Annotated in this window: 25 protein-coding genes; 6 read left to right on the top strand and 19 right to left on the bottom strand. The window is 41.2% G+C overall.

Annotated elements, in window-relative coordinates:
- Nucleotides 1-57: 57 nt before the first annotated feature.
- The 5 genes from J7J00_RS15175 to J7J00_RS15155 all read right to left on the bottom strand — a co-directional run bounded on the left by J7J00_RS15175 (nucleotide 58) and on the right by J7J00_RS15155 (nucleotide 3992).
- On the bottom strand, nucleotides 58-768 hold the full coding sequence (locus J7J00_RS15175; protein WP_214791827.1) for a DsbA family oxidoreductase: 711 nt from the start codon (nucleotides 766-768) through the stop codon (nucleotides 58-60).
- A gap of 74 nt (nucleotides 769-842) precedes the next feature.
- Nucleotides 843-1298: an RrF2 family transcriptional regulator gene (locus tag J7J00_RS15170; protein WP_098369901.1), complete on the bottom strand. Its 456-nt coding sequence runs from the start codon at nucleotides 1296-1298 to the stop codon at nucleotides 843-845.
- Nucleotides 1299-1431: 133 nt separating this feature from the next.
- Nucleotides 1432-2196 carry a TIGR03943 family putative permease subunit gene (locus tag J7J00_RS15165; RefSeq protein WP_214791825.1) on the bottom strand — a complete coding sequence of 255 codons (765 nt, stop codon included), beginning with the start codon at nucleotides 2194-2196 and terminating at the stop codon, nucleotides 1432-1434.
- Nucleotides 2196-3206, bottom strand: coding sequence for a permease (locus tag J7J00_RS15160; RefSeq protein WP_214791823.1), 1011 nt, complete (start codon nucleotides 3204-3206; stop codon nucleotides 2196-2198). Before J7J00_RS15160 ends, J7J00_RS15165 begins: the two co-directional genes overlap by 1 nt.
- Before the next feature lie 117 nt (nucleotides 3207-3323).
- A complete protein-coding gene (locus J7J00_RS15155; protein ID WP_214791821.1) occupies nucleotides 3324-3992 on the bottom strand; it encodes a YdeI/OmpD-associated family protein in 669 nt (222 codons plus the stop codon).
- Nucleotides 3993-4730: 738 nt separating this feature from the next.
- Between J7J00_RS15155 and J7J00_RS15150 the strand changes: the two genes are divergently transcribed.
- Nucleotides 4731-5234 carry a DinB family protein gene (locus J7J00_RS15150; protein ID WP_214791819.1) on the top strand — a complete coding sequence of 168 codons (504 nt, stop codon included), beginning with the start codon at nucleotides 4731-4733 and terminating at the stop codon, nucleotides 5232-5234.
- Nucleotides 5235-5388: 154 nt separating this feature from the next.
- Here the strand turns inward: J7J00_RS15150 and J7J00_RS15145 are convergent, their stop codons facing one another.
- The 13 genes from J7J00_RS15145 to J7J00_RS15085 form a co-directional block, all read right to left on the bottom strand.
- Nucleotides 5389-6201, bottom strand: a complete 813-nt coding sequence (locus J7J00_RS15145) for a PhnE/PtxC family ABC transporter permease (protein ID WP_286201376.1) — start codon at nucleotides 6199-6201, stop codon at nucleotides 5389-5391.
- A 59-nt stretch (nucleotides 6202-6260) separates the two neighbouring features.
- The gene (locus tag J7J00_RS15140) at nucleotides 6261-7046 is read right to left on the bottom strand and encodes a PhnE/PtxC family ABC transporter permease (RefSeq protein WP_098369896.1); all 786 of its coding nucleotides are present in this window, start codon (nucleotides 7044-7046) and stop codon (nucleotides 6261-6263) included.
- On the bottom strand, nucleotides 7036-7824 hold the full coding sequence (gene phnC / locus J7J00_RS15135; RefSeq protein WP_214791815.1) for a phosphonate ABC transporter ATP-binding protein: 789 nt from the start codon (nucleotides 7822-7824) through the stop codon (nucleotides 7036-7038). Before phnC ends, J7J00_RS15140 begins: the two co-directional genes overlap by 11 nt.
- A gap of 27 nt (nucleotides 7825-7851) precedes the next feature.
- Entirely contained in the window at nucleotides 7852-8886 is a 1035-nt protein-coding gene (gene phnD / locus J7J00_RS15130; protein ID WP_214791814.1) for a phosphate/phosphite/phosphonate ABC transporter substrate-binding protein, read from the bottom strand.
- Nucleotides 8887-9014: 128 nt separating this feature from the next.
- Nucleotides 9015-9728 carry a phosphonate C-P lyase system protein PhnL gene (locus J7J00_RS15125; RefSeq protein ID WP_214791813.1) on the bottom strand — a complete coding sequence of 238 codons (714 nt, stop codon included), beginning with the start codon at nucleotides 9726-9728 and terminating at the stop codon, nucleotides 9015-9017.
- A 22-nt stretch (nucleotides 9729-9750) separates the two neighbouring features.
- On the bottom strand, nucleotides 9751-10929 hold the full coding sequence (gene phnM / locus J7J00_RS15120; RefSeq protein WP_214791812.1) for a phosphonate metabolism protein PhnM: 1179 nt from the start codon (nucleotides 10927-10929) through the stop codon (nucleotides 9751-9753).
- A gap of 31 nt (nucleotides 10930-10960) precedes the next feature.
- Nucleotides 10961-11806 carry an ATP-binding cassette domain-containing protein gene (locus J7J00_RS15115; protein ID WP_214791810.1) on the bottom strand — a complete coding sequence of 282 codons (846 nt, stop codon included), beginning with the start codon at nucleotides 11804-11806 and terminating at the stop codon, nucleotides 10961-10963.
- On the bottom strand, nucleotides 11807-12661 hold the full coding sequence (locus tag J7J00_RS15110) for an alpha-D-ribose 1-methylphosphonate 5-phosphate C-P-lyase PhnJ (protein ID WP_214791807.1): 855 nt from the start codon (nucleotides 12659-12661) through the stop codon (nucleotides 11807-11809).
- A complete protein-coding gene (locus tag J7J00_RS15105) occupies nucleotides 12654-13784 on the bottom strand; it encodes a carbon-phosphorus lyase complex subunit PhnI (RefSeq protein WP_214791805.1) in 1131 nt (376 codons plus the stop codon). Before J7J00_RS15105 ends, J7J00_RS15110 begins: the two co-directional genes overlap by 8 nt.
- On the bottom strand, nucleotides 13766-14383 hold the full coding sequence (gene phnH, locus J7J00_RS15100; protein WP_214791803.1) for a phosphonate C-P lyase system protein PhnH: 618 nt from the start codon (nucleotides 14381-14383) through the stop codon (nucleotides 13766-13768). Before phnH ends, J7J00_RS15105 begins: the two co-directional genes overlap by 19 nt.
- Before the next feature lie 12 nt (nucleotides 14384-14395).
- The gene (gene phnG / locus J7J00_RS15095) at nucleotides 14396-14821 is read right to left on the bottom strand and encodes a phosphonate C-P lyase system protein PhnG (protein ID WP_141993965.1); all 426 of its coding nucleotides are present in this window, start codon (nucleotides 14819-14821) and stop codon (nucleotides 14396-14398) included.
- Between the two features lie 278 nt (nucleotides 14822-15099).
- Complete coding sequence (locus tag J7J00_RS15090) at nucleotides 15100-15801, bottom strand: GntR family transcriptional regulator (protein ID WP_214791801.1); 702 nt, start codon at nucleotides 15799-15801, stop codon at nucleotides 15100-15102.
- A 240-nt stretch (nucleotides 15802-16041) separates the two neighbouring features.
- On the bottom strand, nucleotides 16042-16926 hold the full coding sequence (locus J7J00_RS15085) for a PHP domain-containing protein (protein WP_214791799.1): 885 nt from the start codon (nucleotides 16924-16926) through the stop codon (nucleotides 16042-16044).
- Between the two features lie 726 nt (nucleotides 16927-17652).
- Between J7J00_RS15085 and guaC the strand changes: the two genes are divergently transcribed.
- Entirely contained in the window at nucleotides 17653-18636 is a 984-nt protein-coding gene (guaC, locus tag J7J00_RS15080; protein WP_192206137.1) for a GMP reductase, read from the top strand.
- A gap of 60 nt (nucleotides 18637-18696) precedes the next feature.
- Here guaC and J7J00_RS15075 read toward each other — a convergent pair whose 3' ends face one another.
- On the bottom strand, nucleotides 18697-19038 hold the full coding sequence (locus tag J7J00_RS15075; protein ID WP_214791797.1) for a zinc ribbon domain-containing protein YjdM: 342 nt from the start codon (nucleotides 19036-19038) through the stop codon (nucleotides 18697-18699).
- 158 nt (nucleotides 19039-19196) lie between these two features.
- On the opposite strand from J7J00_RS15075, the gene J7J00_RS15070 reads away from it, so the two are divergent.
- The 4 genes from J7J00_RS15070 (at nucleotide 19197) to J7J00_RS15055 (ending at nucleotide 23685) form a co-directional block, all read left to right on the top strand.
- The gene (locus J7J00_RS15070; protein ID WP_214791795.1) at nucleotides 19197-19886 is read left to right on the top strand and encodes a response regulator transcription factor; all 690 of its coding nucleotides are present in this window, start codon (nucleotides 19197-19199) and stop codon (nucleotides 19884-19886) included.
- Nucleotides 19883-20887, top strand: coding sequence for a sensor histidine kinase (locus tag J7J00_RS15065; RefSeq protein WP_214791793.1), 1005 nt, complete (start codon nucleotides 19883-19885; stop codon nucleotides 20885-20887). Before J7J00_RS15070 ends, J7J00_RS15065 begins: the two co-directional genes overlap by 4 nt.
- A gap of 100 nt (nucleotides 20888-20987) precedes the next feature.
- Nucleotides 20988-21749, top strand: coding sequence for an ABC transporter ATP-binding protein (locus J7J00_RS15060; RefSeq protein WP_214791791.1), 762 nt, complete (start codon nucleotides 20988-20990; stop codon nucleotides 21747-21749).
- The gene (locus J7J00_RS15055; RefSeq protein WP_214791789.1) at nucleotides 21739-23685 is read left to right on the top strand and encodes an ABC transporter permease; all 1947 of its coding nucleotides are present in this window, start codon (nucleotides 21739-21741) and stop codon (nucleotides 23683-23685) included. Before J7J00_RS15060 ends, J7J00_RS15055 begins: the two co-directional genes overlap by 11 nt.
- The last annotated feature ends 33 nt before the right edge of the window (nucleotides 23686-23718 follow it).

Below are 23718 nucleotides of genomic sequence, written 5' to 3'. Positions count from 1 at the left end.
CCATGCCGGGCGCACAAAAAGGAGACCCAGTTTCGGGTCTCCTTCTTCATATCTGCATTATTTTTCCGGCACGTTACAGGAACCGTCCGTACAGGTGTCGCCTGTTGCTGGATCATTCACGATTGTAAGCGGATTTTCCTCAGCCCATACTTTTTTAAGCGTATCCAGGAATGCTTCTGTTGGCTGGGCGCCGGAGATTCCATACTTGCGGTTAATGACGAAGAATGGCACACCTGTAATACCAAGCAGGCTTCCTTCTTGCTCATTTCCCCTAACCTCTGCAGTGAATGCCGTTCCTGCCAGCATGGCCTCCGTCTCGGACTTTTCAAGGCCAACCTCTTCAGCCAAACTAGCCAATGTAGCGTGATCGCCAATATGTTTGCCTTCCGTAAAGTAAGCTTTAAATAGTCGTTCATTCATTTCTTTCTCTTTACCTTTTGATTCAGCAAAGTGCATCAAGCGGTGAGCATCGAATGAATTCGTTAAGACCACTTTGTCCAAATGATAATCGAGTCCCAATTCTTTAGCCTGTTGAGTCAGGTTTTGGCTGCTTGCTTCCACCTGCGCTTGAGACATGCCGTATTTCTTAGCCAGCATTTCATTTTGAGTCATATTGATATCCCGCTCAGCCTCTGGATTTAACTCAAAACTGCGAAATGAGACCTCTACCTGATCTTTATTTTCAAACTGCTTTAACGCCTCTTCGAATCGACGCTTTCCTATATAACAGAACGGACATTGATAATCCGACCAAATTTCCACCTTCATGTAAAAACCTCCTCATTTTAAATGCAATCGCATTAAGCACATTATATAATCCTGGGTATCCTCTTGCAAGGATATTACCCCAGACACTCATTTTCAAAATTGGTGAAGTCGACTTTTTTCATGAATTCTTCCAATGTATAGCCCTTTAGCAGGCGCAATGTTTCCTTTTCGGCTTCGTTCATGATCTCCTCCAATGCCGTATCCAGCTGCTTCCCGACTTCACCGCATTCGCTCGTTTCCAAACAAACAAGGCATTCCGGCCTTACCGCTTGATACACATCCGCCAAAGTAAGCTGAGACGCAGGCACCTTCAAGCTATATCCGCCTTCCCGTCCTTCCTTTGTTTCGACGATCCCCGCAGCTGCAAGCTGGGCCATCACCCTTCTTAAAAAAGTGGCGTGTGACTTCACCTTTAAGGCGATTGCCGAACTTGTCAGGAGCTTTTCGCTTTGTGCGAGCCAAACCAGAGAGTGAATGGCAATAGCGAAACGCGGCGGTCCGATTTGATTGTTTCGATTACCTGAAGACATGATTATCCCCCCTTACACCCTATCCATGGTAAGGCCATTATACTATGTTACGGGCTCCTGAACAAATGGCGCCGTTTCCGTTTTTTTCGACCGCAGCGCACGATTTTCCGGCCTTTTGCCGGGTTTTCCAATTTTACTGAATGATTTGTACATTTTCATATAAATAAGCTTCTTCGGGTGCCTTTATTTTCTTCGACTCTTTTAAATCGATCACCGGTACGGGTTCCCCTTTATAGTTTCCTTTTTTTAATGTCCCTGTAATCGTATACCAATCATTCGTCTTCATTCCTTCCACTTTCCCGTTGACCATATATCCGTATAACGTCGCATCGACCACACAGCAGGACATGGAGAGGCGGGAGATGGCCATTTGCTTTTTCGTAAATTCATCCTCACGGTATATGAACCCCGAAATCTCAATTTCCTTCCCCTCGATCGTATCGAGGTTGTTCAGTAAATCATCCAGTACTTCAAAATAATTATCATCGGTTACGGAGATTTTCTCGCCATTCGCATGTTTCCCTGAATCATATGCACTTACCATCTGTGTCTGCTGCTTCGCCAGCCCCCTTTTCGCCAGCACTTCCCCGCTTAATGTAAAATCGGTCAAGATGAAGCCCAGAAGAATCGGAATGAAGAACAAACTATATTTCAGGACCAGTGCGGACGAGGAAGACTCTCCATTCAATCCACAATCACAATGATGTCCACCTTCCTTTTGTTTTTTCATTCTGAGAAGGCTGATCACTAAAAAGGCAAAAAGCGCCGCCAATGCATATGGAATCATTTTGGGTGCAATCAATTTCGTTAAATATCCTGAAACATACAATTTAAAGATCATGAGGCCCAGTCCAAGCAGCAGCAATCCTTCAAGTCTTTGGATAAATAAACGTTTCATCAGAAGCCCCCCTTACTGATCAATCCGCCTGCAATCAGGCAGAGGCTGAAGACGACTGCGAAAACAAGCAGGACATACGTGACGACGAAACTCCGTTTAAAACAGGACATCATGATCAGGACATTTTTCAAATCCAGCATGGGACCGAATACAAGGAAACCGAGTAAAGATCCTGGCAGAAAACTATGGGAAAAGGAGGCGGCAACGAATGCATCAGCTGATGAACAGAGTGAAAGCACAAATGCAATTCCCATCATCAATGCCGTGCCTTTTATTGGTGCCTGACCAATATCCGCCATTACGGACCGATCCATAAACACTTGAAATACACTGGCAAACAAGGCCCCGATGATAAAGTATCTGCCGACCATAAAAAACTCCTGTGAAGTATGTTCCATGAAGCTTGTCCATTTACTGGATTGAATATCATGTTCATGCCCGTGAACCAGTTCCATTTTATCCTCTTTCACCACATCTTTCGTGCTGAATATATGAATGAATAAACCTGCGATTATGGCCGTCAGGACACAAAGAATGATTCTTCCATATAGAATGGCCGGATTATTTTGGAACGCATAATAAGTTGAGCCGAACACGATGACATTCAATATTGGGGCAGTTACGAGCAAGACAACACCTGCATGGACCGGGACACCCTTTTGAATCAATTTCCGGACGACCGGGATGATTGCACATTCGCAAACCGGAATGATCAGAGCCGCCCCTATCGCAGCAAAAATGGCCGTCAGGGGGCTTTTTGGTATCATCCGCTGAATGATTTCTTCACTGATGAACAACTGGATGAACGATGAGGCAATGGCCCCTAAGAACAGGAAAGGGATCGATTCTAAAAACAATCCCAAAAACACGACGAACACAGAGTGAAGCATCGGGTAGCCCGAGAAATCAACCGCTTTGGGAATGAATACATCGCCTAGGAAAAAGAATGCCAGCATCAAAAACAGCAGAATCACTAACAGCAAATTTCCCGTGTATCGTTTCAAAAGCATATTCTACCACCTCACAAATCATAATTATTACGATTTAAGTTTTGATTCGGTCTAGTATATGCTTTTGATAGGATGAACAGAACATGAAAAAAAGAGAATGGAAGACATCCCCCACCCTCATTTATTTCTTCGATATAGATCCCTGCTTTTGTAGCCTTCTCCTAAAATCGTTTTCATTTCCTGGCGCCGTTTCACTTGGGTCGCCTCTTGTTTTGCACTATACACGTAACGAGCCCAATCCTTGCGATACCCTGGGGTAAGTGCTTGATAGAACGAAAGCAAATCAGGAGAATCCTGCAAATCTTTCTCAATTTCAGAAATCATTTCGATATAATCATCTACTGATTGGCTTGCTTTAGTAGATGGACGGTTTCTATTTTTCGAATCTTCTTTTAGTCCAACTACCGTAAAGACATCATCCAACCCAACCATACGTGCAAACTTCAGGTCACTTGAGCCAACATAACCGTCATCATCCGCACCAATGCCTTGCATCAGATCATCACGATGAATATATGTAGCATATTCTTTATTCCCCTTCTTGGGATACGCCAAATAAATATAGCCATTTTTATTCAAGTGATTTTTCTCGATCACCTTATCCACAATTCCTTTTAAAGAATCCATATCCAAAACAAAAGCAAATATAAGATCATAGGCACTTTCATTAAGCTCTGTATCGTAACCCGGCAGCTCCGCTAAATAATCCGCCCCGGCTGGCAGGTTCAAGACTGCAACCCGTTCATATTTATGTAAATTCAGTTTTTCTACTATTGTTTTAGCCATTGGGATTCACCACCCTTGTTCATTTTGTCTATCTTCAGTTTATAAGCTCCCCATTGCGTTAGCAACTTTTCTCTTGATAGTCTATCAAATATAAAAAGGAAAAAGACGATGTGTAAACCTTCCGTCTTTTTTCATATAATCATTTCTAGGAAAATATTAACTGTGCTATAATTCAGATATAATCAATTCCAATGTCCAACTTCTTTTAGTTTCTTTTCCCTTTGAATGCCAACTTACATTTTCCTGTTCATCAGAGGAAGCCCTAGACGTCGCATTCTTGTAAATGAAGCGAAACATTCTAAGTAGGCATAACCTTAACTTTTTTGCATAGGCATGATAGGGTATCAAAGCTCCAGAAAAAATGTAGTCCCTGGAAGTACAGACCTGACTTCAGCTCTACATCTCTTCCTCAAGATAACATAAAAGCCAATCTTTGAACCAATGTCTTACACTTGAAACATGCTTTTTTTGTACAATGCGACATATCCTTTACGATTTTTCCCAAATAGAAACCTTCCTTAAATGCATAGTATAGTATCACACCCCTGCAATCACATTCATATTCCATCATTGAATTAAAATCATGATCCTTTTGAAATCATTGTGTTTTAATAAATTCCATATCGTATCACCTTAGTTTTTTTGCATTCTTTATGCAGTCAGATATCCCTTTGTTTTTTCCTATATCAAAAATTCGGTGATGCTTTCATATGGGGGTGTCACAAAAGGGGAGTTCTCATGAATTATATCGAGTATGATTTGCTATTCGAATCAAGAAAACAGTTAATAGAGGAAATTACGGAGTTGGATGAAAAAATCCTCCAGCATAAGCCAGCACCTGAAGTATGGGGTATCGCCCAAATTTGCCATCATTTACATCTTACGGAACAGGTTTTTACAGAAGCTATAGCAAATGGCATTCGGGAAAGGGATTTTAATAATATCATTCAAAAAAACATTTACCTGGTTACTAATAGAAAAAAGAAATTCGTATCCCCTGACATCGTTTCTCCCTCTTCAACCCCATTTCAATTATCAAGCCTTATGGATTTGCTGGGAGAATCAAGGGATCGATTATTACAGGTTCTTTATGATATGGATTCAGATATCTTGTTAAATAGAAAGAAAGCCAAGCATCCCTTGTTCGGGGACCTCTCATTGGATCAATGGATTGAATTATTATCCTTACATGAACAAAGGCATATCAAACAGATACAAGAAATAAAGTCCGCCCTTATATAAGCGTTTCATGACATTGACAACATTTAATTCGATTTCCAAACAAAGAGACCACTTCATTTTGTGGTCTTCTTTCATGCATTCTATGAAACGAACGGACTGTCGGGACTGCACCAAATTGGTAGATGGGCAGTACCCATATTTCCCAATTCTAGCATCAAGATGAAACTTTAAGTTTCCTTTTGATTTGTGTTGCGAAGATTTCAAGACAGATTGCAATTATCAGGATAAAATAAGTGATTGCTCCAATTTCACTCAAGTCAAAGTAAAATCCACTTGCCATGAACATATCGAAGCCGATTCCTCCTGCGCCTGCCGCTGCGCCCATTGCGACCGCCACTGCAAAATTGATTTCAAAGCGCATGAAAGTCCATGAAATGATATAAGTGATCGAAGATGGAATGATGACTTGGAACACGATTTGCCACCAATTCGCTCCGCTTGCTTGCAGGGCTTCAATAGCACCTTTATCAATTTCCTCGAAGGATTCCGAGTAGGCCTTAACAAGGTAACTTATGGAGTGAAACGTCATCCCTATAACTGCCGCTACACTGCCCAACCCTGCTGCGACTGCAAAAATGAGGACCCATAATACGGTAGGTACGGCTCTAATAAGGGCGACCGATCCCTTTATGACAATCGATAATGGCTTGGACGAGATATTTCCAGCCGCTAATAGTCCCAACATCAGGGCAATGATTGCACCAAATATTGTCGTTAAGAAAGCTAAACCCAAAGTAATCGACACCTGATAAAGCGCTTGAGTGAAGGTAAAGTGCTTCAAATGCGGCTCAAAAAACATGGTCTTCAAATTATCGACGGTCAATACTAGCGCGTCCCATAGTTTAACATCCTTATAATCAAAACTGGCAAAAGCGTATATGGTCAAAACTGCTAGTACCAGCACACTCAACCTAATGGCGATCGAAGATTTCGAGAAGGGCTTTTTGGATAGTCGTTCAAGTAGCATTTTATCTAAATCCTGACCAGCAGGAGAAGGAAATGGTTTGATTGGACCCTCTGCCTGCATTATAAAATCACCCTCCTCACATAATTTGAGATCAATTCAATACATAATATCGAAATGATGATCGTAATGACGACAAGACTGGCAATGTCATAACTCAGGTTTTTATAATATAGATTAAACGTAAAACCAATACCCGATCCTGTAAGCAGTCCGACCAATGTTGCATTCCTGATATTCGTTTCAATCATAAAAAGTACCCAGCTGATCATTTGCGGAATTGTTGAAGGAATAACAGACTGCGAAATGACGGTTAGATAACTTGCGCCGGTTGTCTGCAAAGCTTCTACGGAACTGCAGCTCACTTCATCGATCGTTTCAATGAAAGCTCTTGTTAAAAACCCGAAAGATCCGAAAAACAAGGCAAAATAACCGGTCAAGGAACTTTGTCCAAATGAAAATAACAGAACTAACGCCCATATTGAGACATCAATATTTCTAAATAAAACTGCTACCCCGCGGCTAAACCCTCCGAAAAAAGCATTCACCCTTGTCGTATTGGAACCCAATATCGCAAATACAAAGGCCAATATTCCCGCGAATGTAGTTGCAGCAACGGATATTAAAAGCGTTTCTTTCAGCTTTATCAAAATGTCCGGGAGTTTGGTAAGGGAATCCTTTGTTGGATAAAAATTTGATAACGACCATTGTATGGCCTTAGGAACCGAAGTAACCCCTTTTGCGATGCTGAATTCTGTAATGATAATGGAAACAGCCGTCGCAGCCCCAATAAGCAAAAACAATACAAGTGAATTTCTTCTCTTTTTTGCAAAAACATCAGCCGACATGGGAACCTCCCAAATCAAAAATCAATTTTCCTTCATCTGATCCATAAATCTGATGGATATCATTTGAGGTAATATTTTGAGTTGTGCCATTGAAAACAATCTTCCCGCCGTTCACACCGATGATTCGATCCGAATATTTCAGGGCAACATCGACTTGATGCAGGTTGACTACGACTGTGATTCCCATGGAGGTGCAGATATTCCTTAAATGATCCATGATCACTTTGGAAGAATTCGGGTCAAGGGAGGCAATCGGTTCATCGCATAATAGCAATTTAGGATTTTGGATAAGCGCCCGTGCAATACCAACCCGTTGTTTCTGGCCTCCGCTCAACTGATCGGATCTTTTATAAATCATATCTTCCAGACCGAGGATTTGGAGAACTTTAGCAGCCTGAAGTTTCTCCTCTTCACTATAAAGGCCAAGGATTCCAGCCAGTGTAGATTTATAGCCTAATCGTCCATGCAGGGTATTTTCAATCACACTTAGTCTATTTACAAGATTGTAATGTTGAAAAACCATCCCTATTTTCCTGCGTACTTTCTTTAACTCCCTTTTATTCACCTTGTATACATGATCATTATCAAAAATGATTTCTCCGCTAGAAGCATCGATCATCCTATTGATGCATCGAAGGAGAGTTGATTTCCCTGCTCCAGATGGCCCTATAATAGAAACGAACTCTCCTTCTTTCACAGTGAAGTCAATATTGGATAACGCCTTTGTACCATTTCCAAAATGTTTTGAGACATTTTTCACTTCCAATAATGTTTTCATGTATGATCCTCCTGCATTTTACTGCCTTTATTTAGATAATTCCCGGATTGGATTGAACCAGTCATCCTCAACTTCTACCAATCTTTCTTTTCCGCTCACCCGTTTAAATAGACCTGATAACTTAGAATCTTCCGGTACAAAAACTTTCTTGTTATTTGCCATTTCATCGGACATCAACGTTTCAAGAATTTTTTCACGTGTTTCCTCACTGACTAATTCGGTGTTGACAACGAAAGGTGCATTCAGAACAGGAGTCACTGAAATGAGTGAGAATGTCTTATCTACAACTGTGTTGAAGGGTTCAGCTGCATCCTTCTTTACCTTATACACGGCACCTGCTTTATTCTCTTCCCCATCAGCCAGCTCCACATAATTATTGACACATGTGTCACAAAAAGCCGCCACTTCCGCTTTCCCGGTCAAAAGATTTACAGCCGATCCTTGGTGTGAACCGCCATAAAGCACTTCACTGAAGAATTTATCTTTCCCGCCTTCCAATAAATCCTCGGCCTTTAATTCCTTAAACTTATCTTGCTTCGAAAAATAATCAACGATTCCTGTGGAAGGAACTTTGAAGCCAGATGTTGAGCTATTTGATACAAAAGAGAACTTTTTCCCTTGGATACCATCTATCTTGTATTCGCCGTTAATTTTATAGTCATCAGCATTTTGAACGGCCAACCAGCTATTATAGACTGCATCATCCAACGTACCTGATTCACCGCTTGGAACAACTAGAGGCTGAACACTATCGTTTTTGTTGTTTGCTTCAATATATCCTTGCGCTCCCAGGAATGCTAAATCCGCGTTTCCATTAGCAATTGCCTCTATTGCAATGTTATAATCCGTAGTGGTCTTATGTTCGACTTTCATTCCTGTTGCATCCTCCAAGATCCTCCCGATTTCATCGCGGGCTTCCCCTAAATCTTCCCCGGATTCATTTGGCAGCCATGCTACGGTTAATGTATCATCTTCATTTGCACCTGTTGAACTAGTGGAAGAACAGCCTGTGAACACCAGCAAAATAACTAACATCAATATGGACATCATCGATTTTTTCACGTTAAATCTTCCCTCCTATTTAAAAGATCTTTTCTTATTTCAGTCACTTCCCATATAACAATACCGCTACAATACTAACCTGCCGTTAAGGAGGCTGAATATTCAGTAAAATTTATGTGAATTCGTCGTTAAATTTTTTGAATAGCTTGAGTAAAACATCCATTCTGTATGCTATATTCTTTATTTACTAACCGATTCATGAACTCCAAGTCATGAAAAATGCCCAGCATTGTCGTTCCTTCGATCATTAGCTGTTCCAGCAGGGTTTTCACCTTCACTTTAGAGTCGTGATCCAAACTTGCAGTCGGTTCATCCAGCAGGAGGAGCCGCGGCCTTTTCACCATTGCTCTTGCTATATTTAACCTTAGCTTCTCCCCTCCTGAAAAAGTAGCAGGGTAACTGTCCCATAGCTCTTTTCCTATTTCAAAGTGGTCGAGGATTTTTTCCGTTTCGAAATTGGCCATTTCCCTGGTCTGTCCCATTTCAAGGATGGCACCGGTAACGAGCTGCCTTGCTGTAGTTCTTGGCATGACATTTAAAAATTGGGATACATAGCCTATCTCATGCTTACGCAGGTATATCATTTCCCTTGCATTAGCTTTTGCCAGATTAATCGCACCATAGTGGGAAGATTCATACCAGATGTCTCCTTCTTGAACCCGATAGGTACCATAAATCGATTTTAGGATCGATGATTTTCCGCTGCCGCTCTTACCTGTAATGCCAATGAATTCGCCTTTTTTCACTGTGATCGTAATGTTGCTGACCGCATGGATATTCTTGCGTTGATTATGTAAAATAAAAGACTTGGATAAATCATTGATCTCCAATATGTTCTCCACTTTCCCACCCGCTTTCTAAAATTTAGATCCTGTAATTCGTTTTTTGAATCAATTTTCCGTCTACAATCACAGTTGTTATGACAGGGAAATCACCCGAAATTTTTTCAATAATAAGTATGTCAGCCTTTTTCCCTTCGTGAATCGATCCAATTTCGTCCTCCATCTTGACTGCCTTTGCGGGATTAATCGTAACTAGCTTAAACATATCGACAAGATCCATCCCATGTTTTTCGACCAATTCAAACATGGAATGCAGCAGGGCCGCAGGGTAATAATCACTGCATAATATGTCTATGCTTCCATCCTGTATGGCTTCAGAGGCACTTAAGTTCCCGCTGTGAGAACCTCCCAAAAGCACATTTGGTGCACCAGCTATGGTATACATCCCCATATCATGGGCCTTACGGGCAATCTCAAGTGTGATTGGAAATTCACTTATACTCGTTCCGAAGCTGTGAACCAATTCAAGCTTCTCTATTGAATCATCATCATGTGAGGCAACGGCAATATTATTTTCCCTTGCTAGAAGTGCAATTTCCTTCATTCTTTCAATCGTCAGCTTTTCTTTCACTTGATGAGTCCGGATCATTACATCAATGGCTTCATCACTATAATTGTTATACCCCCTTAAAGTGTTTCGATATATCTCTAGATGCCGATACTGACCTTGTCCTGGAGTGTGATCCATGAATGAGACCAGATGCACTTTCTTTTCGGAAACATATTCTTTTAAACGATCAATATCCTCCAAATTATCGATTTCATACCGGGCATGAAACCGATGACGGACCAGGTGCTTCATCTTATGTGTTTGATCAATTAAGTCGATCAGCTTCCTTACATTCTCAGGCTCCCGAATTGGCTTATATGCGTATTCAGTGGATTTATAGAGTGATAGAGAGTGAAACATGGTCGTGATCCCGTGCGTAATCAGTTCCTTTTCCGTTTCTCTTAAGCTCAAATGAAAATTCATCAAAGAAGTCGGGCGCGGCGCAGTCATATGTTCAATATAATCCGAATGGAGATCAATGAAACCAGGTGAAACATATCCACCCAAAGCGTCCAGCACCTCCATCTCAGGGCTCGTTTCGATTTCTCCCACAGGTGCAATCCGGCAAATTCTATCATCCTTAATTAAGAGATCATGGTCCATCAGGATCGAGTCTTCCGTTATTATTTTTCCATTTTTAATCAGCAACAATATCTCTTCCCCCATTTTCCTTTAGTTTCTTTTACAGCAGTGAGTGTACTAATTGTTGGGTATAAGGATGCTGTGGATCTTCGAGTATTTGATCTGTTAAACCTTGCTCGATTACTTTACCCTCCAGCATGACGAGCGTACGGTCTGCAAGCATTCGGATTACGCCCAAATCATGGGATACCAATACAATGCTGATATTCAAATCTCTTTGGAGACCTTTAATTAGATCCAATACACTTGCTTGAACTGATAAATCCAAACCCGTGGTGACCTCATCCAAAAGCAGTATGGGGGGATTGTTGGACAATGCCTTTGCTATCTGGACCCGTTGCTGCATTCCGCCTGAGAAATTCCTTGGTTCTTCTTTCATTCGATGAATGGGAATATTGACTGCTTCAAGGAGCTCGGCGCCTCTTGTTTCCATGTTGCCAACATGTCTGTTCCCAGCTGAAATTAACTTCTCAGCAATATTGCCTATCGAGGAGAAATCCATTTTCAACCCTAGAATCGGGTTTTGATAAACCTTCCCCATCAGGTGGTTTCGAACGAATCTTTTTTTCTGGGCAGACTCCATGAATAAATTCTTTTTTCCATCCTCAAAGCCAGCCACATACATTTCTCCATCTGTTACTTCTTCGTCAAAATATAAACTTTTCATTAAAGTGGATTTACCGCTGCCGCTTTCCCCTACAATTCCGAGAACTTCACCGTGATACAAATCAAACGTCACATCTCTACAGGCATATACCGTCCCGCATTCGTGACAATAGTTTTTCGCCACTTTTCCTAATTTCATATGTTTACAAATTGAACATCCGTTACCGTACTGTTTGTTCATTTGTTTAACCGATAATACGGGTACCTCTAGCACAGACATTTAATTCACTCCCAATGATTGTTTTTGATTGACCATTTCAAGGCAATTGCTTGTATCATTGCATAGGAAATACGTTTCCCCTGATTCCTCATCAACAAGTTCATCCAAAAACACATCATTGGACCCGCAGATAATGCATGCATGATTTGTAAAGGACTCGATTTCAAATTCGTAATCATCAAATGCCAAAGATGATACATTTGTATAAGGAGGTACTGCATATACCTTTTTCTCCCTGCCTGCACCTAACAAAATGAGCGCTTCACTTTCGTCCAGCTTGGCATTATCGAATCTTGGTATTGGACTTGGTGCCATTACATACCTGTCGTGGACCATCACTGGATGGTCTGCATCCGTCGCCATTATTCCGTACTTCATGATTTGTTCAAATAACATAAGCCATGCACCGCTATACTCTTTCTCAGCATGAAGCTTTTTCGTTTCATGTTCGCTCGGCTCGAAATTCCTTAAGGGTTCCGGTAATGGAACTTGAAGAATTAAAATCTGGTCACGTTGCAACGGCACTTCCGGCACCCTGTGCCTAGACTGGATTAAAGTGGCATCTTTTGTGCTATCCGTTGTCCTTACCCCAGTGGTGTCAGATACGAGTTTTTTTATGTTAACGGCATTAACGGATTCATCCGAGCCTTGGTCGATCACCTTAAGGACGTCATTCTTTCCGATCAATGACAATGTCAACTGCAGGCCGCCCGTGCCCCAACCACGCCCAATCGGCATTTCCCTTGAAGCGAACGGGACTTGATAACCGGGAATGGCAATCGCCTTCAGTGTTGCCCTTCTAATCTCCCGTTTCGACCCTTCATCAAAGAATGCAAAATTATAGGTTTTATTCATGCCATCCAACCTCCTGCTCTGTGGTCTTATCTTTTGACTTCCGGATGCTATCAAGCTTGGATTGGAACGTAACATAATGAGGCATCTTCAAATGGGAGATGAAACCCGTTGATTCCACTGAATCTATATGATAAAGGACGAATTCCTCGTTGTGGCTCGGAAACTCCTTGTTGGGTTTTTCCAGGCAATTATCCAGGATGCCCATTGCGATAGCTTTTGTTTCATTTTGTCCCATGCACATGCCATAGCCAACTTCAAACTCTATTTCTTTTTTTCCTTGTTTTTTCTCTACCGTAAGCGGAATGAGCATCTCTACCTCCGTTGCTGTAAAGTCCCCAATATAATAGCTATCTTCCCCTTCGTCCAGCAGCGGGTGATCGAGATGGACGGGCAGCTGACCTACCCGCAGCTCCCCTACTGTCTGGTGCAGTGCACCATATCCACGAATGACTGCATAAGCAAGTGATGTCACTGCACCGGTTTGGCCTCTTGTTAAAATTTGCAGGCGTTCACTCCGCATTGAAGGAAACTCCAGACTTTTCCTTGTAACATCCCCAGGCTGCAAATCATTGTTTTCACAGCTTGCTAATAAGCCTTCACTTCTTAAGTAGTCCAAAACTTTAGGCAGAGAGTTTAAATCAGCCATATGGTTCTGATATTCTGTTGAATGATTTTCTTCTTCAAAAGCCCGTAACCAATCTTGAATGCTTATATCCGATTCATTTTCCAGCTCCGAATCTAGTAACCGATGTGTATAATCGGTCGTGGCACCTAAAATCTGTCCGCCAGGTACATCCTTAAAACTAGCTGAAATCCGCCGTTCCGCTTTCATATTTTCAGAACTGATCACACGTGAAACATGTTTTCGCGGCAAAGTGGATCGATAGGCTCTCAAAAGGAAAACAGCTTCTTCCGGATTTCCTTCAGCCTGTTTAATGGCAAGTGCAGCCAGTGATTGATCATACAAACTGCTTTCTGACATAACCTGATCAATCAACCCTCTCATCCCAGCTTCTATCTTATGCAGCTCTATAGCCGTCCCTTTTTTGACCCGTTCATACTTTAAGCGTTTGATGGATTCCTCAATCGCCTTTGTTCCTCCCTTTACTGCAACATATCCCATATAATCTCACCCCCATTTTCTTTGATTTGAGTCGTTCTCGGTAAAGCTATTAAACGATCTTGTTGATCCACAAAATACATATCGATTCCTAAAGGGAATTCTATGTTTTTTTCGTTCCTTACACCAAGCCAGGCAGAGACATTCGGGAGGCTTATGAATGATTCCTCTTGAATTCCCGGTCCAGAAAGAATCATTGCGTCCCCTTTTGTTACATCCGGCACTTCTAGAATGATCATTGCCGATTCATGGGGGTTAAACAGATTCCCTACCTTTGCTTTATTTATAGCTTCCTTCCTTTGCTCCTCGGAGGCATCATGTAAAATAAAGATAAAATCCGCTTCCGGCAAATCGACAGGCTTTGAATAAGTAAGCTGATTGATCATTCTTGACACCGCCTCCCCCTCCTTTGCAATGACCTTAAAAGTCACTTCAGGGTCAAGTACCGTTCGTGCAAGCAGGATAGTAGAAGGTAGGCATTCCATTTGAACATCCAAAGTCTTGGCTTCCCTCTCCAAAACCACTAAAGTTCCAGGTCTTGAAGTCGCCGTTACAAGCTTTCTATAAACAGTTTGTATATCATGAACTACATCCACATTCATTACTTTCCCCCCTTATTGAACATCCATTGTTTCAAAGTTTACCTTGGTTCTTAAGATTGATCGATTCAGCTCTTGAAGATTTTTCTGTATATTCTCCTTCTCATTTTCCAAAACATGTGACCATGATCTCGTTTCGCCAAGATCAGCCTGATAAGCAGCATCAATGATAGCTAAACGATGTGCCAGCTCTTCCCGATGTCCCTTAACGATGCCAATCCCGATTGAATCCTGAATTTGGACCGTGCATTCAGTCACCAGCATCTCCCCAAGATAAAACAAGCTCTTTTTTGCCGTTTCCCTTGTCTTTAGCAACACAAGGGCACTCTCTGGCTTTTGAATGACGGTAACTTTATATTTCATTGCTATTTCCTTGGCAAATTCCTTCGCAATGTCCTCAGAGCCTTGAATCAAAATCTCGGTTCTTTCCCTTCTTCTCATTCCATTGGCCTCCAATGTTTTAGTTTCCCGCTACATCTTCAATGTATCTTGTTGCCAAGTGAACGTACGTTAAGAAAGAGTAAATCTTGTATGAAATTTGTTAAAGCCTGACCTACACCATTCAAAATTTCGTGCCATTACTCGTGAATTCGAGCTTTACTCGTGAGTTTCGTACTTTTACTCGTGAATTCGAAGCATTTACTCGTGAGTTTCGTACTTTTACTCGTGAATTCAGAGCATTTACTTGTGAATTCGAGCGATACCTGGAATGGAAGTTTTTATATAACATATGTGAAACAATCGCTTCGATAGATTATGACCGTGTGCTCAAGGACTTGATTGCTCCGCTTATCCCGGCATAACGATTCCACTTGCAAAAGTGGAATTAAACTTGAGCACTGCAAAATATCCCGTTCGAAAAGAGTAGGAAAAATCACGTTCAGTGTACTGCTGCTGGATCCGAATTCCACAAAACCATGCTGCCTATAGTATTGAAACATAGAGGTAATATCAGGACCGTCCTTTTCAATTTCAGGAAATGTTGATTTTGCTACAAAAGATGTATGAAGAGCAATCGGGAAATCGTCCATTAATCTAAGCCTGCCAATTTTAAAGACCTTTTCATCCCTTTCCGCCTCGAGGCTTTGAAAAATCTTCTGATCATAAGAAATTTCTTCGCAAAAAATAGTACTCGTTTGAAAGGAAAACTGGAATTCTTTCATTTTCTCGGTGAAACTGACATCTCCGGATAGAATTAACGGAATTTGCTTCTTGCTTTCCTGGACATAACTTCCCTTACCTTGCTTTGAATAGATAAAGCCTAAATCTTGAAGCTGCTCGTATGCCTTCCTGACAACCATTCTTGGAACATTAAATTGATCAGCGAGTATATGCTCTGAAGGTAACTTTTTATCCAATTGAAAGGTCCCACTCTTAATTTCAGATATTAAATGATCCACTAAAAAGTTTTTTTCCGCCAACAGAATCCCCCTTTAAATATTAGATCTGTCCAATACCTATTTTTCCTTGTTAATGTCAGTGTAATGAGAAAATATGAAGCTACCATGATATTCTTGTAAAAAAAAAGTCCTGGTCAATTACCAGAACGAAAGGGAATACTTATTTTATGGATCTTTTCAATACGACATCCAGCATCGTTCAGTCATTAACTTGCTCATCCAGCATATGATCAGGTCGCTTTCACAGCAAAACTCCTGGTTTCATAGATCGATATTTTTCAATACCACATCACTAATGGACATGCTTTTTTTCCTTAATTTCAAAGCATCCACACATTCCTTTCCAGGGCTCATGCTGCCAAGCCGAATCGGATTCTCCCCATAATCCCCATGAAAATCCGAACCTCCCGTCTTAATGAGATTATATTGATCTGCATATGAAATCGCTCTTTCCTCTTCTTCATGACCATGATGCGGATGAAGAACTTCAATCCCTTCAAGCCCTGCTTCTACAAGATCAGGAATAATTTCGAAGCTCCCGTATTGTCCAGGATGAGCAAGGACCGGAACGCCTCCGGCAGCACGAATCGCCTTCACAGCAAGGATGGCATCCACATACTCCATAGGAATGAAGGCAATGCCTGGCTCATCTCCATTTTGGCCGCGACTGAAGATCTTCTTATACAAATCTCCATAGATAGAATCCGTATACCCCGATTCCCGCAGCGCCAGCATAATATGCTGTTTATAAACACCGGTTCCTCCCCTGAATTTAGAAACCTGATCCCAAGTTATTCGATATCCTGCATGAATCAGCCGTTCCACCATTTTTTCAGAAGCTGCATTCCTCTTACGAATCAGTGGACTACATAGCTCCTCAAGCGCCTTATGACCAGGCTCAACAAAATAGCCCAAAATATGTACACGCCTTCCTCTTGCAAAGTCATAACCAGAAACTTCTATTCCAGGGATGATTTCAATTCCTATTTCCTTTCCCCGTTCCACCATCTCTTGCAATCTCATCGTTGTATCGTGATTCGTAATCGCTAAATGGCCAATACTCTCCCTTTTTGCGGCCTCCAATAGTTCTTCAAAAGAACTGGAACCATCTGAAATGTTCGTATGACAATGTAATTCAACCTTCATGCCAATCCCCCCATTCTTATTCGTTACCCATTATCATTTTAACTTAGTGCCATGTCGGTCCCGTTAAGAAGATGTAAAAAAACGTAAAGGTGTAAAAGTCATACAGATTGGTGAAAATACTTAAGTATTTAATGCAGTAGACAAATAAAAACATTCGAGTTGATTTCAGAAATCCGTTCCCTTTCCGCCGACTGTCTGCCGCAAGCCCTATGGTGTCTCGGCTAGCCAGTTATTCGGCAGGAGTGTCGCCAATTTCTTCAATCCATTAAGGATTACTGTAAAAAAACATGAAGGATAACCTAGTCTTAACCAAGGTGCGGATTGAGATCATTCCCATTAGGTCGACAAACTCAAAGAAAAGCGAGTATTGATTGGAACGGAAGGCGCGAGACTCCTGCTTAGAAAAGCGAATCCAAGGGAGACCCCACAGGCGCAAAAGCGCCGAGGAGGGCTCCCGGACCGCCCGCGGAGAGGGCTCCCGGACCGCCCGCGGAAAGCGAGTGCCTGAAGAGGAAATCAACGTTCCAAAGTATCACGTTCCAAAGTATCATGTTCGTTCGCCTTTTTCAGCTTCCTGCCCTGTAACGGATTTCCATCAAGCTGAAATAAAATCAAAATAAAACCATTAAAAATTTTGACTTACTGTCAAAAATGATGTACATTACCTATTGGGCGAACAATTTTAATAAATAAATATAAAAATATTCGTATATAGAGGTGCATAACATGGAAAACGTGTTTGATTATGAAGATATTCAATTAATTCCTGCAAAATGTGTAGTAAATAGTCGTTCTGAGTGTGATACATCCGTTACTTTGGGTAAACATACATTCAAGTTACCTGTAGTACCTGCCAATATGCAAACGATCATTGATGAAAAGATTGCCATTTACTTAGCTGAAAACGGTTACTTTTATGTAATGCATCGTTTTGAGCCAGAAAAACGACTGACTTTCATTAAAGATATGCATTCACGAGAGTTGATCGCTTCCATCAGTGTCGGCGTTAAAGAAGAAGAATACGGATTCATTGAACAATTATCGGCTGACAACATTGTGCCTGAATACATTACTATAGATATTGCACACGGCCATTCCAATGCCGTGATAAAGATGATACAGCATATTAAAAAACATTTACCTGAAAGTTTTGTCATTGCAGGAAATGTGGGAACTCCTGAAGCGGTACGGGAATTGGAACATGCCGGTGCGGATGCTACAAAGGTTGGCATCGGGCCAGGGAAAGTTTGCATCACTAAAATCAAGACTGGATTTGGAACGGGCGGCTGGCAGCTAGCTGCACTTCGCTGGTGTGCAAAAGCGGCAAGCAAGCCAATCATAGCTGACGGCGGCATTCGCACGAATGGTGATATTGCTAAATCAGTTAGATTTGGAGCGTCCATGGTCATGATCGGTTCACTATTTGCTGGACATGAAGAATCTCCAGGTCAAACGATCGAGAAAGATGGAAAGGCCTTTAAAGAATACTTTGGTTCAGCTTCTGAATTCCAAAAAGGTGAAAAGAAAAACGTTGAAGGTAAAAAGATGTATGTCGAGCACAAAGGATCTTTGGAAGATACGTTGAAGGAAATGGAACAAGATCTTCAGTCTTCCATTTCATATGCCGGCGGAACCAAGTTGGAAGCCATCCGGAATGTGGACTATGTGGTCGTTAAGAACTCAATCTTTAACGGTGACAAAGTTTATTAAGAAGGAATCATTAACGTAAAAAAGAACGGCCTAATCAATGGATTAGGCCGTTTTTTATAATTATATCTTTTTAACAAATTTGGATTTTAATTTCATTGCACCAAAACCATCAATCTTGCAATCAATATCATGATCTCCATCAACTAGACGGATGCTTTTGACTTTAGTGCCCATTTTTAAGACGGATGAGCTCCCTTTCACTTTAAGGTCCTTGATTACCGTAACGGTATCACCATCGTTCAAGGCATTTCCATTAGCATCCTTGATAGTCTTCTTTTGATCACCATTTTCCGTTTCCGCTTCCACCGCCCACTCATGGGCGCATTCCGGGCAAACAAAAAGACTTCCGTCTTCGTATGTATATTCTGAATCACATGCAGGGCAATTAGGAAAATCAGACATAAATTCACTTCCTTCATTCGTTATTGTCAATTCTAATATAATAATGGTTTACACACAACCGGCAGGCTATTACAGCTCCTGTTCCTCCCCTCCTCTAGAACCTATAGAGTTTTTACTATATACTTTTAAGAAAAAGCTGGAAAGTGCGGTGAACCCTTTTGTTTAAACTACTATTGATAGAGGATGATACGACGTTATTCAATGAAATTAAAGATAGATTGGCGCAATGGTCTTATGATATTTACGGAATCGGCGATTTTAGTAAAGTGGTTCAGGAATTCACGGAAATAAAACCTGATTTGGTCATCATTGATATACAGTTACCGAAGTTTGATGGGTTTCATTGGTGCAGAATGATCCGGTCCCATTCCAATGTTCCCATCATCTTTTTATCTTCCCGTGATCATCCTACCGACATGGTGATGTCCATGCAGCTTGGAGCTGATGATTTTATCCAGAAGCCTTTTCATTTTGATGTACTCATCGCAAAGATACAGGCCACCCTACGCCGTGTCTATAATTACAATACCGAAAAGGTCGAATTGAAAACCTGGTGCGGCGCAACTGTGGATTACGAGAAGAACACGGTGTCGGCCGAGACTGGCACAATCGAATTGACGAAAAATGAAATTTTCATCTTAAAAAAACTCATTGAACAGAAAAACAAGATCGTAAGCCGTGAAGAATTGATCAACAGCTTATGGGATGACAAACGTTTCATAAGCGATAACACCCTTACAGTGAATGTGAACCGTTTACGAAAGAGATTGGATGAACTGGGTTTAGGGCATCTCATCGAAACGAAGGTTGGACAGGGCTATATCGCCGTAGAAGAGGCAAATGCATGATCAGAAAATTTCTCGTGGAAAGGTTCAGCTGGATCATATTCTACATACTTCTTCATCTATTCATTATCTTTGTCGCTTATCTTGATACGGCGATCCCGTTAAAGCCCATACTGTATATTGTTTTTTTATCATTGCTCATATTCATTATATTTTTGATATTCCGCTATAAAAAAGAAACATATTTTTATAAAAGTTTAGAAGCGCGGGAAGACAACCTGGATATTACGAATATAGCCGATCCAGAAAGTCCTTTCGAAAAAATCATAGAAAACAGCATCATTAACCAAACCGAAATATTGAAGCAATCGGCATCAATTGGTCAAATGACTTTAGAGCAGGAGAAGGATGAATTATTAGCTTGGATTCATGAAGTGAAGACACCATTGACGGCGATGCATTTAATGATTGACCGCTTGGATGATGAATTGCTGAAGTCGCATTTGACTTATGAGTGGCTCCGCATTCACCTACTTCTTGATCAGCAGCTCCATCAAGGGCGCATGCCTTTCATCGAAAATGATTTGTATATAGAGAAAACCGATTTGGAAACAATAATCTTTGATGAGATTAAAACGCTGCAATCATGGTGCATTCAAAAAGGGATCGGCTTCGACATACAATTGGATGTAACCGAAGTGCTTACTGATGCCAAATGGCTGGCCTTCATCATGAGGCAGCTCCTGACCAACTCCATTAAATACAGTGAAAACTCAGATATCGCGATATATAACCATGAACAGGCTGGACAAATGGTTCTTGAAGTGAAGGATTCTGGACGGGGCATCGACCCAAAGGATTTATCCCGCATATTTGATAAAGGATTCACTTCCACGACAAATCATCGTGACACTGCGGCAACTGGCATGGGTTTATATTTAACAAAGAATGCAGCCGAGTCCCTATTCATCTCCATTGACGTGAAATCAGAGCTTGGAACCGGAACGACCTTTACCTTGACCTTCCCAAAAAGAAATGATTTCGTGAATATCACAAGCATGTGACAAAAGTGTCACATGCTTTTATTCTTTGTTCGTCCAAACGAAGGAAAAGAAATTCATGGCCTTTTATAATGAGGATATAGAAAAAAAGGAGTGTATCCAAATGAATATATTAGAAGCGAAAAAAATCCATAAAAGCTATGGTAATAAATTCAATAAACAAGAAGTATTAAAGGGTCTTGATATAAGCATACAAGAAGGTGAATTCGTAAGTATCATGGGTGCATCCGGTTCAGGAAAAACGACTTTGCTTAATGTCCTTTCTTCGATCGATAAAATAAGCAACGGCACCATTACGATCGATGGAAAAGTGATTTCAGGGATGAAAGAGAAGCAGTTGGCTGAATTTCGGAAGAACCATCTAGGCTTCATCTTCCAGGAATATAACTTATTGGACACACTTACTGTCAAAGAAAATATCCTTCTGCCCTTATCCATTACAAAAACACCTAAAAATGAAGCTGCACAAAAGTTTGATGGCGTAGCGAAGGAACTGGGCATATATGAAGTGAAAGATAAATACCCAAATGAAATTTCCGGCGGTCAAAAACAGCGCACGTCTGCAGCACGGGCCTTCATCCATGATCCAAGCATCATTTTTGCGGATGAACCGACTGGGGCGCTTGACTCCAAATCAGCTTCCGATTTACTGAACAAACTGAGTGAAATGAATCAAAAGCGCAAAGCGACCATCATCATGGTAACCCATGATCCAGTGGCGGCCAGTTATTGCAGCCGAGTCATTTTCATTAAAGATGGACAAATATATACACAATTGAATAAGGGTGAACAATCCAGACAAACCTTCTTCAAGGACATCATGAAAACACAAGGTGTTTTGGGAGGGGTTCAAAATGAGCATTAATCAACTCATCTTTCGAAATCTGAAGAAGAATCTGAAGAACTATTATCTGTATGTATTTGCCTTGGTCTTCAGCGCTTCCCTTTACTTTGCCTTTGTCACCTTGCAATATGACCCAGCGCTGGATGAAGCGGAGGGTACAGTGAAAGGAGCCGCCTCCATCAGGGCTGCATCGATCCTGCTTGTTGCGATTGTTTCCATATTCCTTTTATATGCCAATAGCATTTTCATAAAAAGACGCAGTAAAGAAATTGGCTTATTCCAATTGATAGGCATGACCAAGAACAGGATATTCCGTATCCTGAGTCTGGAAAACCTGATCCTGTATTTCTGTTCCGTATTCCTGGGAATCTTTGTTGGGTTTGCCGCATCAAAATTGATCATCATGATACTATTTAAAATAATGGGTGTCCAGGCGATCGCGACCCTTAAATTTTCTTTCCAGCCGCTTGTTCAGACCATTCTCGTTTTTAGCGCCATCTATCTTTTCATCATGTTGATGAATTATGCCTTCATTAAAAGGCAGACCATTCTTTCATTATTTAGAGTGACTTCAATGACGGAAGGAAAAGTGAAAAAGGTTTCGATGTTCGAAATGATCATCGGGATATTCGGAATCATCCTGATCATTGCAGGCTATGTCGTCTCATCCAAATTATTCGATGGAGCTTTTACAGAGATGACCGAGCTTTTAATGGCCATGATTTTCATTTTGGCAACCGTCATCATCGGTACCTACCTATTCTATAAAGGATCCGTTAGCTTCATCTTTAATATCGTCCGTAAAAAGAAAAATGGCTATTTGAACATTAATGAAGTATTGTCCCTTTCATCCATCATGTTCCGGATGAAATCGAATGCGATATTATTGACGATCATCACGACCGTTTCCGCTCTGGCCATTGGGTTATTATCATTAAGCTATATCTCCTACTTCTCAGCGGAGAAAATGGCACAAAGCTCTATCCCCACCGATTTTTCGATGACGGATACAGAAGATGCAGATGCATTCAAAAAAGCATTATCAGACAGTAAGATTGATTATGACGAAAAGGTGATCGATGTCATTCAAGTGGATGTCAATGTTAAGGAAATAATGGAAACCAGCCTGGAAGGAGTGAACTTCGATCCGGACATCATGACCGTTCCCGTCATCAGTGATGAATCCGTTAACGGAATCAACCTCGCCGAAGATGAGACCCTTTTCAGCGGATACAGTAATATGATGGAGAAGGTCATGTCCTTGAAGGATTCCGGAAAGATTGAACTGAAGGGCAAACACGAAGTGATTCCGCAAACATACATGGGATTGAATGATGATAGCATCCTGTCCTATTACTTCACGAATGGCGGATTGCCCGTTGCCATTGTAGACCAAACGATTTTCGACCGTTTGAAAAAGGATGTCGACCCGAAAATCCAAAAAGTATCATCTGTAAATATCGGCATTGATGTGAAGGATGAAGCTGAACTTGAAAAAGCGAATGATCTATTCAATAAAATGAGTTTTAAAGAAGAACATGTGAATGATTCCCAATTTGAAATGTTCAACACCCAGAAGAAGAATATGGGTCTTATCATGTTCATCGTCGCCTTCTTGGGATTAGCCTTCCTCATCACATCCGGTTGCATCCTGTATTTCAAGCAAATGGATGAAAGTGAAGGTGAAAAATCCAATTACACCATCTTAAGGAAACTGGGATTCACGCGAGGTGACTTGTTAAGAGGAATCCAAGCAAAACAAGTTTTCAATTTCGGCATTCCTTTAGTCGTCGGGCTGCTTCATAGTTATTTCGCAGTCCAATCAGGATGGTTCTTATTCGGGACCGAAGTTTGGACACCTATGATCATCGTTATGGCATTATACACGGCATTGTATTCGATCTTCGGAATCCTATCCGTATTCCATTACAAGAAGGTCATTAAAGAATCTCTATAAGTGCTAAAAAGCTCCAGGGCCCATGAGGCCCTG

Origin of the sequence: Bacillus sp. ISL-4, assembly GCF_018613275.1 — a bacterium.
GTDB classification, from domain to species: domain Bacteria; phylum Bacillota; class Bacilli; order Bacillales; family DSM-1321; genus Peribacillus; species Peribacillus simplex_E.
The sequence above is the reverse complement of the archived record's forward strand: the minus strand, read 5'-3'. Positions and strand labels throughout refer to the sequence as shown.

Excerpts from the sequence above, each read along its gene's own strand:
- phnC (WP_214791815.1), bottom strand. The coding sequence starts at position 7,824 with ATGAAAACATTATTGGAAGTGAAAAATGTCTCAAAACATTTTGGAAAT.
- J7J00_RS15110 (WP_214791807.1), bottom strand. The coding sequence starts at position 12,661 with ATGAATAAAACCTATAATTTTGCATTCTTTGATGAAGGGTCGAAACGG.
- phnG (WP_141993965.1), bottom strand. The coding sequence starts at position 14,821 with ATGAGAAGAAGGGAAAGAACCGAGATTTTGATTCAAGGCTCTGAGGAC.
- J7J00_RS15060 (WP_214791791.1), top strand. The coding sequence starts at position 20,988 with ATGAATATATTAGAAGCGAAAAAAATCCATAAAAGCTATGGTAATAAA.
- J7J00_RS15170 (WP_098369901.1), bottom strand. The coding sequence starts at position 1,298 with ATGTCTTCAGGTAATCGAAACAATCAAATCGGACCGCCGCGTTTCGCT.
- J7J00_RS15145 (WP_286201376.1), bottom strand. The coding sequence starts at position 6,201 with ATGCTACTTGAACGACTATCCAAAAAGCCCTTCTCGAAATCTTCGATC.
- J7J00_RS15165 (WP_214791825.1), bottom strand. The coding sequence starts at position 2,196 with ATGAAACGTTTATTTATCCAAAGACTTGAAGGATTGCTGCTGCTTGGA.
- J7J00_RS15105 (WP_214791805.1), bottom strand. The coding sequence starts at position 13,784 with ATGGGATATGTTGCAGTAAAGGGAGGAACAAAGGCGATTGAGGAATCC.
- guaC (WP_192206137.1), top strand. The coding sequence starts at position 17,653 with ATGGAAAACGTGTTTGATTATGAAGATATTCAATTAATTCCTGCAAAA.
- J7J00_RS15150 (WP_214791819.1), top strand. The coding sequence starts at position 4,731 with ATGAATTATATCGAGTATGATTTGCTATTCGAATCAAGAAAACAGTTA.
- J7J00_RS15155 (WP_214791821.1), bottom strand. The coding sequence starts at position 3,992 with ATGGCTAAAACAATAGTAGAAAAACTGAATTTACATAAATATGAACGG.
- phnH (WP_214791803.1), bottom strand. The coding sequence starts at position 14,383 with ATGAATGTGGATGTAGTTCATGATATACAAACTGTTTATAGAAAGCTT.
- J7J00_RS15175 (WP_214791827.1), bottom strand. The coding sequence starts at position 768 with ATGAAGGTGGAAATTTGGTCGGATTATCAATGTCCGTTCTGTTATATA.
- J7J00_RS15085 (WP_214791799.1), bottom strand. The coding sequence starts at position 16,926 with ATGAAGGTTGAATTACATTGTCATACGAACATTTCAGATGGTTCCAGT.
- J7J00_RS15160 (WP_214791823.1), bottom strand. The coding sequence starts at position 3,206 with ATGCTTTTGAAACGATACACGGGAAATTTGCTGTTAGTGATTCTGCTG.
- J7J00_RS15140 (WP_098369896.1), bottom strand. The coding sequence starts at position 7,046 with ATGTCGGCTGATGTTTTTGCAAAAAAGAGAAGAAATTCACTTGTATTG.
- J7J00_RS15055 (WP_214791789.1), top strand. The coding sequence starts at position 21,739 with ATGAGCATTAATCAACTCATCTTTCGAAATCTGAAGAAGAATCTGAAG.
- J7J00_RS15115 (WP_214791810.1), bottom strand. The coding sequence starts at position 11,806 with ATGTCTGTGCTAGAGGTACCCGTATTATCGGTTAAACAAATGAACAAA.
- J7J00_RS15065 (WP_214791793.1), top strand. The coding sequence starts at position 19,883 with ATGATCAGAAAATTTCTCGTGGAAAGGTTCAGCTGGATCATATTCTAC.
- J7J00_RS15075 (WP_214791797.1), bottom strand. The coding sequence starts at position 19,038 with ATGTCTGATTTTCCTAATTGCCCTGCATGTGATTCAGAATATACATAC.